This window comes from Pseudomonas sp. ACN8 (assembly GCF_002303925.1).
GTDB lineage: Bacteria > Pseudomonadota > Gammaproteobacteria > Pseudomonadales > Pseudomonadaceae > Aquipseudomonas.
Genome location: NZ_MRCS01000012.1, coordinates 16514 through 34962, shown reverse-complemented (window position 1 = coordinate 34962; position 18449 = coordinate 16514). Strand labels below are relative to the sequence as shown.

The window sequence follows — 18449 nt, the reverse complement described above, 5'->3', positions numbered from 1 at the left end:
TCCAGAGCACAAAAGGGAGGATTGTAACGCAGCTTATTGGCCACGGTGGCTAAAGCTGTGCAGGGCTTTTTCGATGCATTGCGCGGTTTTACCGAAGGCCTGTACGGAGATTTCCGAAAACGGCCCGCCGCCTTGATCCGCCACGACGATCATGATCACCCGGCCATTGTTGACCAGCGAACGCAGCAGCAGGTGTTCGCCGCTGAACTGCGAGCGCAGGTTGTTGGGTAGCAGGGCCGAGAATTGCACGTTGTTGGCTGGCGTCAGGCGCACCTGGGCCTGCTGCGCAAGCAGGCGTTGCAACACGTTGCTCTGGCTGACCACGAAGTTCAACCCGGCAGCCTCCTTCGGCAGGCCGGCCGTCTGGTGCACACGCAGGTTGGTGTGGGTGCGGTCGGCCATCAGGATCATCACCCGACGCATGCCGCAGGCCACGAGGGCGTCCCGGGCGGCGATGGTCAAGTGCATGGCGTTGGTGAAGCGACTCGGCTCGACCAGCAATTCGGCACATTGCTTGCGCCACTTCGCCAGGTCTTCGGCGGTGGGTGCCGCTGCTGGCAGTAAGCCTGCGTGGACGCGGTTCATGCCCCACGGCCAGATCAGCGATTCGGCGGGGTGCCAGAGATCGGGCATGGCGTGATGGCGTGCGCTGTTGGCGGCTTGCTGGTGCAGTTGTTGCTGCAGCTCGTCCATCGGCATTTGCAGGTAAAGGCAGGTCAGGTACTGCCAGCGCTCACTGTGGGGGCTGTCCCAGGCGTGTTGCGCCGACAGTGCCAGCCCGTTGGCCAGCAGCACCGTATTGGCCGGTTGATTGAGCCAGCGGCGCAGGGTCGGATCGTCATCGAGGCGGTTCTGCTGACGCAGTGGATGCTCGCTGTCACGGGCGATGCGCAGGACTTTCACCAGTTCCCGCTGTTCGGTGAGCAGCAGGCGATAACCCTGCTGCACCCAGATCGGCAAGCGCCAGACCTCTACCAGCGCCTGACCGATGTCCAGCAGGCGTACGCCAAACAGTTGCTGCTCGACTTTGCGTGCCGACTCGCCTTTATGGATGACCCGCAGCTCCCAGTCTTCGAGCAGTTTCGGATGGGTCAGCGCCAACGGCCACAGGGGCGAAAGAAACAGCAGGCTGCCCCAATGGATGTCCTGCCACAGCCGCGCCAGGCGGCTGGCAAAAAAACCGTTGGCCTGTTGCGTGGCGTGCTGGCTGATCATCTGCAACTGACGCAGGGCTTTGGGGATCTCGGACTGGGGTTCGACGGGCAACCGCGCGAGCAGTTCTTCGGTGCGCTTCAGGCCGAGGCGATTGATCGCAATCTCGAGGTTTTCCGCAGGCTCGATCATGCCGCCATGGGTATGCCGGTTGGCTTCGCGAATCACGCTCAAGGCCAGTGCCGGGCTGCCTTGCATGAGGTCGGCGATATCGCGCAGCGAGCTGCGGCTGTCGCCGATGGCCTTGCAGACCCGGTCGTGACTGGCTTGCGGAACCGGCAGGCGCACGCCATCGAGCAGCTTGACCCAGCCTTCGAGAGTGGTCGGTTTCGGGGTTGGAACGTTCGTTTCGTTAACCATGGTGGGAGGCGATCATCGTCAACATTACCTGGGCCCGGAAGGGGTCAAATTAGCTTTTCGCCTGAACTGGCTATAGTCTGGCGCAGTTTTGCCGATAAGTAGAAGAAGAGATTTTTTAACTTCCGAATATGACCTTGAACCCGACTCAGTAAGTGCTCTCCTAACCTATGGCTAAAATTATCGGCATCATCGTCGTATTCGCGAGCGTGCTCGGCGGATACGTGCTTTCCCACGGCAAGATTGCCGCCCTGATCCAGCCTTTCGAGGTCATGATCATCGGCGGCGCGGCCCTCGGCGCTTTCCTGCAGGCCAACCCCGGCTACATGACCATGCACGTGCTCAAGAAGTCCCTGAGCATGTTCAGTTCGCGTTTCAACCACGGCTTCTACCTTGAAGTGCTGGGCCTGATCTACGAGATCCTCAACAAGAGCCGCCGCGAAGGCATGATGGCCATCGAAGGCGACATCGAAGATGCCGCCGCGAGCCCGATCTTCGCCAAGTACCCGACCGTTCTCAAGGACGAGCGCATGACCGCGTTCATCTGCGATTACCTGCGCATCATGTCCTCCGGCAACATGGCTCCCCACGAGCTGGAAGGCCTGTTCGACATGGAACTGTTCAGCCTCAAGGAAGACCTGGAACACCCATCCCACGCCGTCAACGGCATCGCCGACGCCATGCCCGGTTTCGGTATCGTCGCGGCGGTATTGGGTATCGTGGTGACCATGGCTTCGCTGGGTGAAGGCGACCAGAAGTCCATCGGCCTGCACGTGGGTGCGGCACTGGTGGGTACCTTCTTCGGTATTCTCGCCGCCTACGGTTTCTTCGGCCCGCTGGCCCATTCCCTGGCCCACGATGCCAAGGAAGAGCTGAACGTCTACGAAGCCATCAAGGCCTCGCTGGTGGCTTCGGCTTCCGGCATGCCGCCATCGCTGGCCGTGGAGTTCGGGCGCAAGGTTCTGTACCCGGCGCACCGTCCAAGCTTCGCCGAGCTGGAACAAGCGGTTCGCGGTCGTTAAGTTATGGAAAACAATCAGCCGATCATTATCAAGCGCGTCAAGCGCATTGCCGGCGGGCACCACGGGGGCGCGTGGAAAATCGCCTTCGCCGACTTTGCCACGGCGATGATGGCGTTCTTCCTGGTGTTGTGGCTGCTGTCCACCGCCACGCCGGAACAGAAGATCGCCATCGCCGGTTACTTCAAGGACCCGATCGGCTTTTCCGAAAGCGGCACGCCGTACATCATCGATCTGGGTGGCACGCCGACCATGGCGCCGGAAAACACCCTCAACCCCGAGGTCAAGTCCCAGCCACAGCCGGACAAGGTCACTATCGATACCGACCAGGTCGAAGGCATGGCCGAGCAGGTCGAAAAAGAGCGCCTCGAACTGTTGCTGCAAGAATTGCAGAACAAGGTCGAAGAAAACCCGCAGATGCAGAAGTTCAAGGACCAGATCCTGTTCGAAATCACGCCGGACGGCCTGCGTATCCAGATCATGGACGCGGAAAACCGCCCGATGTTCGATTCAGGCTCGGCTCGCTTGAAGCCGTATTTCGAAGACATCCTGCTGGCCATGGCCGACACCATCAAGGCGGTTCCGAACAAGATCAGCATCAGCGGCCACACCGATGCCAAGCCATACACCGGCACCGGTGATTTCGGTAACTGGGAGCTTTCGGCCAACCGTGCCAACGCCGCACGGCGTGCGCTGGTGGCGGGCAGTTATCCGGAGGCACAGGTGGCGCGGGTGGTCGGTTATGCCTCGTCGGCCCTGTTCGATCGCGAGCATCCGTTCAATCCGGTCAACCGTCGCATCGACATCGTGGTGCTGACGAAGAAAGCCCAGCGTGCAATCGAAGGATCGCAAGGTGCGGAGCCTGCTGTTGATGCGCCGCAAGGTTCGGCTGCTCCGGGAGCTGCACCGGCTGAGCCGGTCGACCCGAACGCGTTGCCGGCGGACAAGGAACCGCTGCCGGCCCACGAGCTTCGTGAGCGTCTGAATCTGTTCGACGACCCGGCACCGAAACCGGGTGAGCCAGCCAAACCGGCTGAACCGCCCAAGCAGTGACCCACAAGAAAGCCGACAGCGATGTCGGCTTTTTTGACGGCGGTTTCTACTTTAAAAGCCGCGGATGACTCGGGCCTTGAGATCGGTGTGAAAGCGATCCGCATTGGATTTGTTAACGCTACGCACCGACTCGCTACCGTTCACCGAATCCAGTGACATCGAGCGCTTGAGCGTCGATTCGTTTCGATAGGCATCAATAAAGAACTCGATGTCCCGGTCGCTGGTCAGCTTGGGCCATTTATCGAGGTACAGTGGCAGCTCGGTCGGGCCGGTCTTGAACGAGCAGATGCGTCGGTTGGTGATGGTCGCCTCGCCGATTTCGAACGGCACCCACCAGGACAGTGCGGTTTTCTCCGACACCACCGCCAACAGGTGCGTGCATTCGCTGATGTTGCGGGTGATCACTCCGGTGATGTCATCGGTGGTCTGGGATTCGGCATCCAGTACGTCGAGGTAGGTCTTGATGTTGGCCTGGATCAGGCGCGCGTTGATTTTAACCGCGTGGGCGCGATCCATGTGGCGGTAGCTGATAAACACTGGCATTAGAAATGTCCCTTGATCGCGAGTTCGCGGTAATAGGCGCCGAGGGCGGTGAGGCGGCAGCCGGTGGAGTGGATGGCGGCGTAGTACATGTGTTCGGCGTCCACCGGTTCGACCAGGCTGTGGCGGTTGCACTTTTGCAGTTGGGCGAAGACCTCGCCCTGTTCCGGGTTGAACTCGGGTTCGGTGGGCTCGAAGCTGGGGGAGAGGGGGTACACCGACTCCGCTTCGGCAAACCATTCGGGGAGTTTGCGCAGGATTTCCTTGGGGATCAGCGGCGACACTTCGCGCAGGGAAATGAATTGCGAAACGTTGGTCTTGAACACCGGACGCTGTTCCCAGGCATCGAGGGCGTTGTCGACAAACGAGTAGAGGCTGCCGGGAGTGATCTTGCCCAGGATGTTCGCGGCTCCGCCGTGCAGAGCCTGGAGCAGCAATCCGGTGAACACGCCGTGCTGCACGCCCTCCATCGCCGGCTCTTCCTTTTTGCAGGCGGTCAGGATGGTCATGCCTTCGCCGACCACGCTGCCTTCACTTCGCAAGGCGCGCAGTTCGCCGGCCGAGCCGCTCTGGCAACAATCGAGAATGATCACTTTGTTCTTGATCTTCGTGGCCTTGCTCGCCCAGTTGAGAATGTCGCTGAGACGAATTCCGTCCTTGGCGCTCTTGTAGTCCTGCGGGATCAACATGCCTTCGTCGGTGTCGGTGTCGAAGCTGCCGTGGCCGGCGAAATACAGCAGCGCGACATTGCAGTCCCCGGCAAACAGTTCGCGGATCTGGTCTTCGAGTTTTTCCCGGCTCAGGTAGTCCTCGGCGGAGGTCAGCACGATGTTCTTGAAGTTCGGATCGCCATTGGCGTCGGTCTTCAGTACCGAGGCCATGGCCATGGCGTCATTGCTGCAACCGCTCAGGCGCGACACATGGGTGTAGTCGTTGATGCCGATAAACAGTCCCTTGCGCATGGTTACACCGCCGTATGCTTGCGAATCGCATCGATGATGCTGTTGGTGTTCCACGCACATTCGGCATGTGCCGCGTCACGTACCACCGTGGAAATGCGTTCGGCGCCGAACGGCTTGATCGCAATGATCACCTTGCCCATGCGCTTGGCGATCTCGATTTCCTTGTTGATCCACTTGCTGTAGGTGGAGTACATCCCGGCCATGATCAATACCGCCGAACACGGGCGGATCTTGTTTTCGATGGCCTCCTCAAGTTGTTTGTCGGTTTTCGCACCGACAATCGGGTTGTCCGGTGGCACCGAAAAATTCTTGTACGTGAAACCGGGCTTGGCGTTGAGCAGGCGCACGAGATTGTCGTGGGCGTCGGAGTAATTCCACGAGTGGCTGATGAACAGATGGTAGGTTTGCATGGGTGTCCCTCGGTGTCGCAGGAGTGCGAAGAGGGTTTGAACTTAGGTGATTGCAGGGCGGCCACAAGGGGGCGGCGCGGAAAGAGAAATGCCCTACAAGCGGGCTTATGCATGCCTTACAGAAAAGTCTGATGTTTAAGCGGGGGGGAAGATCCAGCCGCCGGCCGCCCCGCTGAAGGCAGGGCGGTCGGCACGTCTGTTTAGTAGCCGTTTTCCGGCAGGCTGGCGATGATCGAGCGGTAGCTGTTCATCCGTTGCTGCTGCACGCGGCCGTCTTCAAGGGCCTTGAGCAGGGCGCAACCGGGTTCGCGGTCGTGCTTGCAGTCACGGAAGCGGCAGGTGCCGAGCAGATCGTTGAACTCGATGAAGCCGGCTTCGACGTCGGCGCGGCTGACGTGGCCCAGGCCGAATTCGCGGATACCCGGGGAGTCGATCAACTCGCCGCCGCCGGGGAAGTGGAACAACCGCGCGGTGGTGGTGGTGTGGGTGCCCTGGCCGGACAGTTCGGACAACGGACCGACGCGGGTTTCGACTTCCGGCAGCAGGCTGTTGACCAGCGACGACTTGCCGACACCTGACTGGCCGACGAACACGCTGATGCGTCCGTCCAGTTGCTTCTGCAACTGCTCCATACCGTTGCCGTGGTGCGCCGACACTTCCAGTACCGGATAGCCGAGTGTGCGGTACACCGCGAGCAAGGCATTCAGCGCAGGAGCGTTGTTGTCGTCGATCAGGTCGAACTTGTTCAGCAGCAACAGCGGTTTGATGCCCGCATGCTCGGCCGCGACCAGGTAGCGGTCGATCAGGTTGGCGTGGGGCTCGGGCAGCGGTGCAAACACGATGACGATCATGTCGACGTTGGCCGCCACAGGCTTGAGCTGACCACGGCTGTCCGGGCGACACAGTTCGGTGTTGCGCGGCAGTTGCGCCACGATCACGCCGATACCCTGGTTGCCGGCGCGCCAGACCACCTGATCGCCGGTCACCAGCGCCGGCAGGTTGGCGCGCAGGTGGCAACGGAATACCTGGCCGGCCAGTTCGCCGTCGCGGGCCTCGACTTCGACCTGCACACCGAAGTGCGCGATCACCAGGCCGTGCTGTTCCGGGCCCAGATCGCCGCCCTCAAGCGCCTCGACAGCCGAGGACTCGCGTTTGGCGGCGCGGGCAGCGCGTTCGCCCTGAATCTTTTCGATGCGCCAGTTTTGACGACGATTGAGTTGGCGTTTGGCCATGGGTGTTCCGTATAAAGAATGCAGCGATTAGGTAAAACGGCCGCGAGTTTAGCACGCCCGGCTACCGGCCTAGGCTAAACTGCGCAGCATTGCCTAGGAGCCAAACATGCAAAACCCACAGAACCTGATCTGGATCGACCTGGAAATGACCGGTCTGAACCCGGACACCGACGTCATCATCGAAATGGCCACCATCGTCACCGACAGTGACCTGAACACCCTGGCCGAAGGCCCGGTGATCGCCATTCACCACAGCGACGAAATCCTCGCTGGCATGGACGAGTGGAACACCCGTCAGCACGGTGGTTCCGGGCTGACCCAGCGTGTTCGCGACAGCCGCATCAGCATGGCCGAAGCCGAAGCCGAAACCATCGCCTTCCTGGAAAAGTGGGTGCCGAAGGGCAAGTCGCCGATCTGCGGCAACAGCATCTGCCAGGACCGTCGCTTCCTTTATACCCACATGAAATCCCTGGAAAGCTATTTCCACTACCGCAACCTCGACGTGTCCACGCTCAAAGAGCTGGCTGCGCGCTGGGCACCGGACGTGCGTGACAGCTTCAAGAAGGGCAGCACTCACCTGGCCCTGGACGACATCCGCGAATCGATCGCCGAGTTGCAGCACTACCGCAAGCATTTCATCAAGTTCTGAATCACGGCCGTCCGTACCGGACCCATCGCGAGCAAGCTCGCTCCCACAGGTACAGCGCCGCCCCTATGGGAGCGGGCCTGCTCGCGATGACGTCAGTTCAGTCACCTTGGATGGCTGAGGCGAATCTCGGGCGCCCTCTTTTGGTGCCTGGATGAACTGAGTAGACTGCGCGCCTTTCTGCAAGGACCGCCACTATGCTGCTGATGCTCTACCTGATAGCCATCACCACCGAAGCCATGACTGGCGCCCTCTCTGCCGGCCGGCGCGGCATGGACTGGTTCGGTGTAGTGCTGATCGCTTGCGTCACGGCGCTGGGCGGCGGTTCGGTGCGAGATGTGCTGCTCGGGCACTACCCGCTGACCTGGGTCAAACACCCGGAATACCTGGTGCTGACCACGGCTGCCGCCATGATCACGGTGTTCACGGCGCGCTGGATGCGGCATCTGCGTTCACTGTTCCTGGTACTCGACGCCATGGGCCTGGTGGCGTTCACCCTGATTGGCTGCATCACCGCCCTGGAAATGGGCCATGGCATGTTGGTGGCATCGGTCAGCGGTGTGATCACCGGCGTATTCGGCGGCATCCTGCGGGATATTTTCTGCAACGATATTCCGCTGATTTTCCGGCGTGAACTTTATGCCAGTGTTTCGTTTGCGGCGGCATGGTGTTACATGCTGTGTATCTACCTGCAATTACCCGGTGAACAATCGATTCTGATCACCCTGTTCGGTGGGTTTTTGCTGCGCTTGCTGGCGATCCGTTTCCACTGGGAAATGCCCAAGTTTGTTTATAACGACGAGCATTGAGTGTTATAGCTCTTGTTGCTGCAAGAGAATGTGCGGTAATTATTTAGCACTTTATGAACTGTTGCTTTTTATAAGCTGAATTTTCATTTCAGTTTATAGGCGACAAGTAATGGTTGACGCATGTTCAGAGACTTGCACGGGTAATAGTCGTAATCAATTCATCGAAGAAAAAATCCCGAACTGGCTGATCCAGGCGTTACCTCACAGACGCTTGGCGCTGCGACAAGCGCCTGTGGCCGTTGCTGATTGGTACAGAACCGCCTCAAAGGCCTCTCACGCTGCCCTGGCCCAAGCTGTCAAGACTGCCTGGTTGTCGCAGTCCAGGCTGGATAAAGTGTTCGAGCCGCTTGCCGATGCCCGTCGGTTTGCCGAGCCTTTGCTCCAGAAGGCGTTGAAAGATCGATTTGGAGTTGAACTGGATGTCTCCCGAACGTTTCTGCGGCTCTACCTGCCAACGGGAATTTTGAATGGATATAAAGTTAAAACCCTTTCTCTGCTTGATGCAGCGTTGCATAACTTCGAAGTGAAGGAGTCGGCTGCGAATTATTTTGACAGTGCGTCCTGTTTTATCAGTGAGCCCGATGCTCGTGGTCACTTCAGTATTCTGTCGCTTAATAAGCAGATAGGTATTGATGCGTTTATTTTGGCTTGCCGCGATCTGGATATCGGTGGTCAGTACTCACAGCAATTGGAAGCCATGTTGTTACCGACGGATGCGGTAGCCAAGGCCGTCCTGGAATACAGAGTAAAAACCAGTCAAAAGGACGCGTTCAGAGCGGCGGTGTTGTTGGCGCGGATGAAAGGGGATATTTGCGCGGATTCACAGGTCTTGCTGTTGCGCCTGCTTGATGGGGTGCGCAGCCCGGGCATGCATTGTTATCAGTTGCAGATCATGACGGCCCGGCTGACCGGGATCATGCTGCTGGCCGGTGATCTGGAGCGTTCTTCCTGGGTTGAGCCGCTTTTGGTTTACATCCCCGATGATCCACTGCACCCGATCAAGGAATATCCGTCGACGCTGGCGTTCAGGGCGACATTGATTGAGCAACTGCGCTCTCCGGTCTACCAAAGGTTTTTTGCACGGTTTATTGATCATGCGCAGCGCGGGGCGTTTTTTGCCGCGCTCGACCAGCAATTGAACGTTGTGAAGTGGCATCCCCCGCAACCAGCAGATCCACGACCCGCCTGGCGCAATACGCCAATTGATAAACCCGTACTGCGATTTCACATGCATAAGGTTCAGAGTGATCCGTGGCAATGGTTGTATCAGGGCGCGCTCAACAAAATCCTCAATGACGCACGCAATATCGCTGTGCCCACAGCGGACGAAGACCGTCAGTCTCGCTGGGAGTTTTGGGACAGTCTGCAGAACGTGGCGTCCATCATTCTTCAGGTCGCCACCTTGGTGGCCGTGCCGTTCGTGCCTTTCGCGGGCGAGTTGATGCTGGCCTACACCGCCTATCAATTGCTGGACGATACCTTTACCGGCATTCTCGATTGGGCCGAGGGGCAGGTCGCCGAGGCGGCCGACCATTTGCTGGGCATCGCCGAAAACCTGGCGCAACTGGCGGCTTTCGGAACGGCGGCGACTGTGGTTGGCAGAGTGCTGGCGATCAAGCCTTCGGCATTTGTCGAGGGGCTCAAGCCGGTGACGCTGCACGACGGACGCACACGCTTGTGGAATCCTGACCTTGCGCCTTACGAGCAATCGGTCTCGCTACCGATGGGAGGTGCTACGGACGAACTGGGTCTTGAGCATCACGCTGGCAAGACTTTCCTCACGCTTGAAAGTCGCACTTATGAAGTGGCTGCCGACCCTGACAGCGGCGCCTACCACGTGCGCCACCCGGAGCGGCCGACCGCCTATCGACCGCGCCTGACCCACAACGGCGAAGGCGCCTGGGCCCATGAAGTCGAGCGCCCGATGGAGTGGCAAGGTGCGCAACTGTTCCGGCGTCTTGGACACTCGGTTGCGGAGTTTTCCGATATCACGGCAAGGCGCATTCTTGCAGTGAGTGGCATCGATGAGGCGGTGCTGCGGGACTTGCATGTTCACTCTCGGCGCCCGCCTGCGTTGCTTGAGGACAGCATTCGGCGGTTCAGGCTCGATGACCGAATCAGTACATTGCGTGCCCAACTGTTGAGTGCCGATCCTGCGGTGTATGCGCGTGTCGAACCGCAGATGCAGGCTCAATTGCTACAGATGCATGGGGTCCGCATATTTGAAAGTCAATTGCGCAATGGCAAGGGCCTGCAAGCCATCGTTGAGTCATTGGACGATGCAACGTTGAAAAAGCTGCTGGGTGTGAACCCGACGTCTGGCGATTCTCTGCCGGCGATTGAAGTTCGCTGCGCGCTACTGCGTGCGCGCATGGCTGACTGGGCCAAGGTGCATCGTTCCGAGTTGTTCAATGCCAGGGAACTTGCGTTCGAACACAGCACCGAAGAGGAAATCCGACAATTACGGCGGGTTTTTCCCGAGCTGCCCAAAACCATTTGCAAGGAGCTATGGCGCAATGCCGGCGCTTCCGAGCATTTGCGAATTCACAACCGACTCGGAATAAGCCGACCAATGGCGTACGAAGCACTGTCTTATTTGCGAGAGCTGCGCCTCAGCCGCGCGTGTGAGGGCCTCTATCTGGAAGCCGTCAGTCATCCGGACAGTGACAGGATCGCACTGCATATGTTCGAAAAAATCAGCGGCTGGTCACCCCATGTTCGCCTTGAGGTGCGCGGCGAACAGTTCACCGGCACATTGCTGGACAGCGTTGGCAGTCCCGAGGCGCCTGTCCTTGGAGTGCTGGTCAGACAGAACGGCAAGTATCAGGCCCATGATGCCTTTGGCGTGCAACTGCATGGATTCGACACCCTCTATGGCGCGGTGATGCATGCGCTTCCCGACGGGCAACGCTCGGCGTTGGGGCTGTCCTACTCGAGCCGGGGCAGTGAGTTGAAACAATTGATCCAGCAACAACCGTTACCCTCGCGCGCTACGCTGCGAAAACTGTTTGCCCAGCCGCCAGTGGGCCCGGACGCCCGTTCGCCCATGGGGCTTGCGGTAGGACGGTCCGGTTATCTGTTGGGCGGTGGGGATTTCAAATCGGTCGAGTCGCGACCCATCGAGCAACGCTTGCGTGCGCTTTATCCAACGCTGTCTGAAGAGGATCTGGCGGACTTGCGTAGCGAGCGCATGACCGGGGATCCATTGCAGGCCGTCACCCGCCTGGAAAACGAGTACCTCACGCTGGTCAATGAGCTGGAGATCTGGGTCAAGGCAGTCCCCGAGCGTCATCCGCTCACCGGTTTGCCACTGGATGCCGGTACTGTCGAGGATCAAGTCCGCAAAAGACAGGCCTTCATGGAAGAGCTCAAAGCCAGTTGGTCGCGCAAGCAGACCTCCGCAAGCCCGTATGAGCCTTACCACTTTTATCTGTACCTCGACATCATCGGCGAGTTGCCGGAACTGTCCGCCGATTTTAGCCATGTGACCGAGTTGGTCTTGGGAAGCCATCATCAGCCCTTGCAAGGGCATGGTTTTCTAAAGGGGTTTACCGGGCTGCAGTTTCTTACACTGGAGGGGATCAACCTGGAGACTTTCCCCATGGAAATTTTTCAGATGCGCCGCCTGGAGTCATTGACGCTTAACCGTTGCGCCTTGCGTCTTTCCGAGCCTGCAGCAGAAGGGCTGTCACGCATTGAAAGCCTGAAGTTGCTGAGTCTCAATGACAATCCATTGGGGATCAGTCCGCATCTGGGATTCATGAAGGGGCTGCGTGACGTTTATCTGCATGATGCCGGGTTATCTGAAGTGCCATCTGGTCTGTCTGGTCTTGAATATTTATCGAGAGTTGATTTGACGTCCAATGACATCATCGAAGTGCCGGACGAATTTTTTGATATTCCGGATACTCGTACCATTGATGTGGATCTCAGTGATAATCCCTTGGGGTTGGAAACTATTGCAGGAATTAATGAGTATCTTGATCGTGCGAGCCTGGATAGAAAGATCTTGATTCGATTTGATGAGTTGCCATCCGAGGAAGATAGTTTTTCAAGTGACTTTGAAGATGGCTCCGCAGACAGTGCTATCAGTAGTGGTGAGGAGAGCGATGGAGGCCAAGGTTGAGTTTTGATGTGGATGCTGTTTACATGGTTTGACTCTTTTCTGTGTGCTGTCTCGTGAATCATTGATGTAGTTTTATCTGTGTGGGGCTGGTCTAAGTCGCTCGGTTCGGCCCTTCATATAACTTCAAGCTATTATTTGATCACGCAAGAGGGAGTCGATTTATGGTGGATGAAAATTCCAGGCCGGCACGGATAACTACGTTCAAAGTACAACTTGACGGTGGAACGGGCGCGCGGTCAAAAACGATTTATGCCAATGGCAGGATGCAGGTCCGGGTTCAAGTGTTACTTGCTGCCGTTGATGGGAGCGGCAAGAAGGTTATGTTGCCGCCGTCGGTTTATCTGACGGTGAGGTTAATCAACTACAAGACCGGAGAGTTGTTGGGGGATGGCTGGGAGGCCAGCGCTCCCAACCGTTTCTCGCGAGAGTTATATAACATTCCATTGGACTGGAAGGACGAACCACCACCCGTGGATCCCTACACCCGGGTGATTACCTATTGGGTTTCCAGTTCGGTCGCCCTGGATATGCAGATTGGTGCCGTGGTCATCTTGAATGATGTAGTGATTCGTACCAATGGTACAACAGCCGGATTCAGCGCAACCAGTAGCGTAACAATCGAGGCACAACCTCCGGTTGTTTATGATTTCGCGAAGTTTAACTTGAGTGCAGTTGCAAGCAGTCCTGTTTCTGCGACGACGATTACCCATTTTTACTTGGGATTGAATGTCGAAGGGAAACAGATAAAGCTGGTTGGGTGGTCAAGTCGGATTGATGCGAGCATTAATGTGTTTTCCAGAAATCATTTGGCGTTCGAGTGTCGTGGGTATCATTCGGATAATGCTTACTGGTGGAGGTCGGTCTGCCATGTTGGAGGGGTTGATGAGGCAGAGTTGTTCGTGGTTCTTCCTTCGGGGCGTGAATCGAATAGGCCTCAGATATACCGTGTTCCAATTAATGATAGAAAAGGCATGTTGTCCATTGTTCAGGGGGTGACTCTGGATTTTACTGCTGATGAGTATGTAGGTAAAAAAGGTTTATTTTATTTTACCGTATACGATGTTTTTGGTACGGGACATGATTTGTGCTTGCGTTTTGATAACTCTGTTTTTCCAAACTATTTTGTTCTCGAGAGGGGTTAGCTGTTCTCGTTGAGTTAAAAATGTTTGTATTCAACGAGCATTGATGCACATCAATCAGGATGATGGTATGTCTGAAAAAACAAATACGCCTATTTTTTCCAATGCCTTTAACTTTTCCGAGTTTTTGAGTGGCGGGGTTGACCCCCGAACCGGCCTGTACACGTTCAATTTATCGCTGGGTAATATCAATTCATTGGCGTTGAATGGGCCGTCGCCGGAGATCAGGCTTCAGTTCAGCCCGCTCAATACCATTGATAGCGGATTGGGGGCCGGATGGTCGTTGCCGTTGTCGTACTATGATCGGGTGAACAATACGCTGTCGTTATCCGGTGGTGACAGTTACAAAGCGGTGCCGGTTGTTGATGGGCTCAAATTTACCGAGCCCCATGTGGAGGATTTCAACGTCACCCGCTCCGTCGCAGGTCAGTATTCACTGCGGCATAAAAGCGGTCTGCGGGAAGAACTCGAAGACTTCGATCAGACTGGCTTCGCAGTGCCGAAGCGGATCGTCGCAGCCAATGGCGGCGAAATCTATCTGGACTACGCCGCGCACCAGGGTCGGCCGGTACTGGTTGCGCTCAGAAGTAACGAACAAGCTTTACTGAGCCTTACCTACAGCGACGCGAAAGTCGTCCTCACTCGCTATCCCGGTACGGAATGTGAAGCACAGTTTACGTTGATACTGAGTAACGGCGAGGTTTCCGAGATCAGACTGCCGACCGCAGAACGATGGTCATTTGCCTATGAACAAAAGCAGGGGTTTCTTTGCCTGACTGAGGTGAACTCGGCGTTGGGCGCACGTGAGTTGATTGGTTATGCTGAAGACGGTCACGCCTTCCCACCCGGGGCGCCTGTCGAGACGTTGCCGTACGTGATTTCGCACACCGTGTTCCCGAAGGTCAAACAACCCGCCATCGTGACGGAGTACGAATTCTCCACGCATAACTTTCTCGGGTTCGATGATGGGCTTGTCTGGTCGCAGGAGCAGGACAGCCTGAGTGCGGCAGCGGAGGACTATTGCTACACCTCGACAGAGCGGCGGATGCAAGGCACAACCCTCCGCTCCACGACGGTAAGGACTTACAACAAATATCATCTGCTGCTCTCGCAGGTGACTCGGCGCGGGCAGGCTACGACGTCATCAACGACGCAGTATCACCTCCTCCCGGGCAAAAGTATTACGGAGCAACCCGCGCAATTTCGCCTGCCGTTGAGTCGCACCGACCTGTACAGGAATGAAGGTACGGGCAAGCAGCGCGAAGAGGTGACGCGAACGGAGTTCGACAGGTTCGGTAATTTGTTGAAGCAGGTCGATCCTTCCGGCGTTACCACAGTCAGCGAGTTTTACGCGGCATCCGGCGCTGAGGGTTGCCCCGCCGATCCCTTGGGTTTTGTCCGTTTCGAGAAGCAGCGTACGGTCCATCCTGCCGAGGGCCCCAAAGGGCTGGCGCCAGCTCCTGTGACCATCACTCGCTATCGCTATCAGTTGCTGAAGGGGCCGGCTGGAAGCTCGCCGCAACATGTCGTGCCTGTCGCGGAGGCGTTCTGTGAGCAGACAGCGGATGTTGAAACGCTGCACTTGCAAACGGATCTGGCTTATTTCGCTCTGTCGGATGAACCTCATCGGCGGGGCCTGCTGAAAAAACAGACCCGCACGCAGCAGGGGCATGCGACCCATTGCGAGTTTTCCTACACCGTGCAGGCCGCGAATCTGCTCGTGCAGACAGTACTGACCGGCTTCGACGGAACAAGAACGACAGACTCCAGGACCTACTCGGCATTGAGTGGGGTATTGGTGTCCGGGAAAAATCAGGAGGGGCTCGCCACAGACTTCGTCTATGACACCATGGGTCGCCCCCTGGCTGAAACCGTTGCCGAAGGGACAAAATACCAGGCGCGGCGCCATTCGCTGTGCACAGCTGCGACCAAGTCCTCACCCGCATCATTGCTTAACACCGACGCCAGCGGCGTGCAGCAGCGGGTAACTTACGACGGTGTCGGGCGCGTTGTGACAATCGAGGAGCAGGACAGTGATTCCTCGGCAGATGGACCTTTGCGAGTGGTTTTTACGGCGCAGTACGACGGGATCGGTGAGCTTGTCGCAGAAGTGCGCACCGATTGGCTCGCTGGTGTCGCGCTGCCCCTCAAGCAAAGCTTTGTCTTCGATGATTGGGGGCAGATCCAGACCACTCTTTCCCAGGACGGCCTCAAGCACCACGACAACCATGATCCAGTGACCCGACAACTATCGCGCTGGACCGAAGGCGCTGGCAAAACGGTTACGCAGTTCAATGATTTCGAAAAGCCAGTCAGTGTCGAAGTGTTCGACCGCACGGGGCAAAGCCTGGGCAAGACGATGCATGTCTATGACGGGCTTGGCCGCGCTGTCAGCCAGACGGATCCCGAGGGAAACACCACGACATACACGTACGATGTTTTTGGCCGGTTGCTGTGCAGTGTGTTGCCCGATGGCACAACCGTGGAGACCAGGTACGCCAGCCACAGTCACCTGTCATTACCCGTTGAAATCAAAGTGGGGACGCAAAGCATTGGCAAGCAGACATTCGATGGTCTCGCCAGGCTTACCCGGAGCGAAGTGGGTGGCCGGGAAACCGGCTTGCGATATGACGATGACTCGAAGCACCCTGTGGTCGAAATCAGGCACAGCGGTGAGCGTATCAAGTACACCTATGAGCGTGACCTGGGTGGCAAAGTGGTTCGGCGCGAGGCCTTGGGGGGCGAGAATGCTCCGCTCCCCGGCCCGGCACTCGAGGCCGATTACACCTATGAAGCCAGGCAGGGGGCGTTGATCGGTTGTAGTGAGCAGGGCCGGACATCGACCTTCGAATACAGTCGCTCCGGCAAGTTGCGGCGTGAGACATCAACCGGGACAGGCCAGAAAAAGGCCACGGCCGAATACAGCTACTCACTGGCCGGACGGTTGCTGGCCTATACCGATGTGCTGGGTAAACAACACAAGACGACCTACGACGTCTTCGGGCGCCCCGAAACCCATGTACAAGATGAGGTAAAGGCAGATTTTTCCTACAACGCCTTGGGGCAGTTAGTCAGCATCCATGCCCAGGATCCTGATAGCGGCAGTTCACTGATAACCCGTTTGGTCTACGACGACTTGGGGCGAGAAGTCTTGCGCAGTTTTGACTCCAGCAGGAACGTCACGCAAACCCTGGCGTCGCGATACACCTTGAGCAACAAGCTGGCCCAAAAAACCCTGAAAAATGGCGACCTGGTTGTTCGCGACGAGTTGTTTACCTACGACGTACGTGGACGACTCACGGATTACCAGTGCGAAGGATCGCTGCGGCCGCGCGACTTCCAGGGTAAGGAGATCATTCGGCAAACCTATGTTTTCGATGCACTGGATAACATCCTGACGCTGAAAACCGAATTTCCCGGTGGCAGCAACCTGACAACCTACGCATACAGCGAGGTCGATCCGACGAGGCTGGTCGGCATCAAGCATAGCCATGGGGACTACCCGGCGCCGGTGACCCTTGAGTACGACGCAAATGGCCAACTGGTTCGGGATGAGCAGGCGCGCAGGTTGACCTACGATGCTTTTGGGCGACTAACGCAAGTGGCCAGTGCGCAAGGCGCTGTCTTGCGTGGTTATGGTTATGACGCCCTGGACAAACTTGTCCAGTTGTCATCGGCGGATAAGTTATCCACTCAGCGCTACTATCGCGACGGGCGGGTCATCAATGAGGTGTGCGACAACGAGGCGATCACCTGTCTGCGTCAGGACGGCCTTCTGTTGGGACGGCATCAAACGGGGACAAACCCGGAGTTCAGGTTGGCCGGTACCGATCGGCAGCAGTCTGTTCTGAGCGAAATCACGGCAAGCGAACAGAGCGAAATCGTTTACAGCCCCTATGGGCATCGTCTGGCGGAAGGCGGGTTGTTCAGCCTGGCTGGATTCAATGGCGAGCAGCTTGATCCGGTGACAGGGCTGTATCTACTGGGCAATGGACATCGCGCCTACAGTCCGGCCTTGATGCGTTTTCTCGGTCCAGACAGCCTGAGTCCTTTCGGTGCGGGCGGGTTGAATCCGTATGCCTACTGCCTGGGCGACCCCATCAATCGGGTCGATCCCACAGGGAATTTCTCCTGGCAAAGTATTCTGGGCATTGCGCTGGCGGTGGTGGGAATCGTCGCCAGTTTTGCCTCTTTTGGCGCTGCAACGCCATTGGCCATTCTTGCGCTTGGACTGGGGACGATTTCCGGCCTGACCGGCATCGCTGGTGTGGTTGCCACAGAACTGATGCCGTCCTCGGCGGCAGGTGAGGTGTTGGGTTGGATCAGTGTGGCGACAGGTCTTGGGGCATTCGTCGGGGGTGGCCTTGCCGCCACCAAGGCATACACCCAGTGGGGCAGCAAATTGCTGACCACACCGCCTACCAACGTCTCGGCATTCGGTTATCGGCCGGGGGTGTTGGCAGGTGGAGGAAGGGGGGTGGCCAAAGGGGCGCGAGGGGGTAGCAGAACGCCGCAAGCTGCCGCGAAAGCGCCAGGACCGGAAAGATGGACGTTAGTGGATGATGTTGGCAGGAACGATTTCACCCCGAACGGAAGACCCGGCAATGTTGCACGCAGCAAATATGCCGACTTCAAAAGGGGGGTAGAGGAGGGCTTGAGCCCTCACGAGTCCGCAAGAGCCCATCTGGGCAACAGTTATGATCCGTACCCCGGTTACAGCGGTTATACGAGAGTTGTCAGTGAAGTCCGGGCGAGCAATCAGGCGGCGGCGAATGCAGGCGGGAGATCCAGGCAGGTCCCGGCGTTGATCTCCGAACCACACCATATCCATGCGCGTCTCGGCGGATTCGACCGGGTTTTTTTCCTGGAGTATCGAACGGAAATGAGGGTGGTCATCAAGCAGATCGGATCACACGATCCTCAATGGTAACAGTCTGGTCATGG

The 18449-nt window shown here is 57.6% G+C and carries 12 protein-coding genes; 7 read left to right on the top strand and 5 right to left on the bottom strand.

Translation table 11 applies throughout. The features are described 5' to 3' along the window. Nucleotides 1–33: 33 nt before the first annotated feature. Nucleotides 34–1572, bottom strand: coding sequence for an HDOD domain-containing protein (locus BSF44_RS08855; protein WP_095943179.1), 1539 nt, complete (start codon nucleotides 1570–1572; stop codon nucleotides 34–36). A gap of 167 nt (nucleotides 1573–1739) precedes the next feature. Here BSF44_RS08855 and motA point away from each other — a divergent pair, with 167 nt between their 5' ends. Further along, the gene (motA, locus tag BSF44_RS08850; RefSeq protein ID WP_008048039.1) at nucleotides 1740–2591 is read left to right on the top strand and encodes a flagellar motor stator protein MotA; all 852 of its coding nucleotides are present in this window, start codon (nucleotides 1740–1742) and stop codon (nucleotides 2589–2591) included. A 3-nt stretch (nucleotides 2592–2594) separates the two neighbouring features. After that, nucleotides 2595–3641 (top strand): flagellar motor protein MotB, encoded by a 1047-nt coding sequence (gene motB, locus BSF44_RS08845; protein WP_095943178.1) that lies wholly within the window; start codon nucleotides 2595–2597, stop codon nucleotides 3639–3641. A gap of 51 nt (nucleotides 3642–3692) precedes the next feature. Here motB and BSF44_RS08840 read toward each other — a convergent pair whose 3' ends face one another. The 4 genes from BSF44_RS08840 to rsgA form a co-directional block, all read right to left on the bottom strand. Next, on the bottom strand, nucleotides 3693–4184 hold the full coding sequence (locus BSF44_RS08840) for a toll/interleukin-1 receptor domain-containing protein (RefSeq protein WP_095943177.1): 492 nt from the start codon (nucleotides 4182–4184) through the stop codon (nucleotides 3693–3695). Further along, nucleotides 4184–5143 carry a caspase family protein gene (locus BSF44_RS08835; RefSeq protein WP_095943176.1) on the bottom strand — a complete coding sequence of 320 codons (960 nt, stop codon included), beginning with the start codon at nucleotides 5141–5143 and terminating at the stop codon, nucleotides 4184–4186. Before BSF44_RS08835 ends, BSF44_RS08840 begins: the two co-directional genes overlap by 1 nt. Before the next feature lie 2 nt (nucleotides 5144–5145). Then, nucleotides 5146–5553 carry a TIR domain-containing protein gene (locus tag BSF44_RS08830; RefSeq protein ID WP_046039806.1) on the bottom strand — a complete coding sequence of 136 codons (408 nt, stop codon included), beginning with the start codon at nucleotides 5551–5553 and terminating at the stop codon, nucleotides 5146–5148. A gap of 200 nt (nucleotides 5554–5753) precedes the next feature. Then, the gene (gene rsgA / locus BSF44_RS08825) at nucleotides 5754–6785 is read right to left on the bottom strand and encodes a small ribosomal subunit biogenesis GTPase RsgA (RefSeq protein WP_095943175.1); all 1032 of its coding nucleotides are present in this window, start codon (nucleotides 6783–6785) and stop codon (nucleotides 5754–5756) included. A gap of 106 nt (nucleotides 6786–6891) precedes the next feature. On the opposite strand from rsgA, the gene orn reads away from it, so the two are divergent. The 5 genes from orn to BSF44_RS08800 all read left to right on the top strand — a co-directional run bounded on the left by orn (nucleotide 6892) and on the right by BSF44_RS08800 (nucleotide 18435). Next, the gene (orn, locus tag BSF44_RS08820) at nucleotides 6892–7434 is read left to right on the top strand and encodes an oligoribonuclease (RefSeq protein WP_007995036.1); all 543 of its coding nucleotides are present in this window, start codon (nucleotides 6892–6894) and stop codon (nucleotides 7432–7434) included. 194 nt (nucleotides 7435–7628) lie between these two features. Continuing rightward, the gene (locus tag BSF44_RS08815) at nucleotides 7629–8240 is read left to right on the top strand and encodes a trimeric intracellular cation channel family protein (RefSeq protein ID WP_095943174.1); all 612 of its coding nucleotides are present in this window, start codon (nucleotides 7629–7631) and stop codon (nucleotides 8238–8240) included. Between the two features lie 109 nt (nucleotides 8241–8349). Beyond that, nucleotides 8350–12366: a dermonecrotic toxin domain-containing protein gene (locus BSF44_RS08810; protein WP_095943173.1), complete on the top strand. Its 4017-nt coding sequence runs from the start codon at nucleotides 8350–8352 to the stop codon at nucleotides 12364–12366. 161 nt (nucleotides 12367–12527) lie between these two features. Then, entirely contained in the window at nucleotides 12528–13508 is a 981-nt protein-coding gene (locus tag BSF44_RS08805; protein WP_095943172.1) for a hypothetical protein, read from the top strand. Nucleotides 13509–13551: 43 nt separating this feature from the next. Next, nucleotides 13552–18435, top strand: coding sequence for an RHS repeat-associated core domain-containing protein (locus BSF44_RS08800; protein WP_095943171.1), 4884 nt, complete (start codon nucleotides 13552–13554; stop codon nucleotides 18433–18435). The last annotated feature ends 14 nt before the right edge of the window (nucleotides 18436–18449 follow it).

Coding starts and splice junctions, on each gene's coding strand:
- BSF44_RS08855 (WP_095943179.1), bottom strand. CDS start 1,572: ATGGTTAACGAAACGAACGTTCCAACCCCGAAACCGACCACTCTCGAA.
- motA (WP_008048039.1), top strand. CDS start 1,740: ATGGCTAAAATTATCGGCATCATCGTCGTATTCGCGAGCGTGCTCGGC.
- motB (WP_095943178.1), top strand. CDS start 2,595: ATGGAAAACAATCAGCCGATCATTATCAAGCGCGTCAAGCGCATTGCC.
- BSF44_RS08840 (WP_095943177.1), bottom strand. CDS start 4,184: ATGCCAGTGTTTATCAGCTACCGCCACATGGATCGCGCCCACGCGGTT.
- BSF44_RS08835 (WP_095943176.1), bottom strand. CDS start 5,143: ATGCGCAAGGGACTGTTTATCGGCATCAACGACTACACCCATGTGTCG.
- BSF44_RS08830 (WP_046039806.1), bottom strand. CDS start 5,553: ATGCAAACCTACCATCTGTTCATCAGCCACTCGTGGAATTACTCCGAC.
- rsgA (WP_095943175.1), bottom strand. CDS start 6,785: ATGGCCAAACGCCAACTCAATCGTCGTCAAAACTGGCGCATCGAAAAG.
- orn (WP_007995036.1), top strand. CDS start 6,892: ATGCAAAACCCACAGAACCTGATCTGGATCGACCTGGAAATGACCGGT.
- BSF44_RS08815 (WP_095943174.1), top strand. CDS start 7,629: ATGCTGCTGATGCTCTACCTGATAGCCATCACCACCGAAGCCATGACT.
- BSF44_RS08810 (WP_095943173.1), top strand. CDS start 8,350: ATGGTTGACGCATGTTCAGAGACTTGCACGGGTAATAGTCGTAATCAA.
- BSF44_RS08805 (WP_095943172.1), top strand. CDS start 12,528: ATGGTGGATGAAAATTCCAGGCCGGCACGGATAACTACGTTCAAAGTA.
- BSF44_RS08800 (WP_095943171.1), top strand. CDS start 13,552: ATGCACATCAATCAGGATGATGGTATGTCTGAAAAAACAAATACGCCT.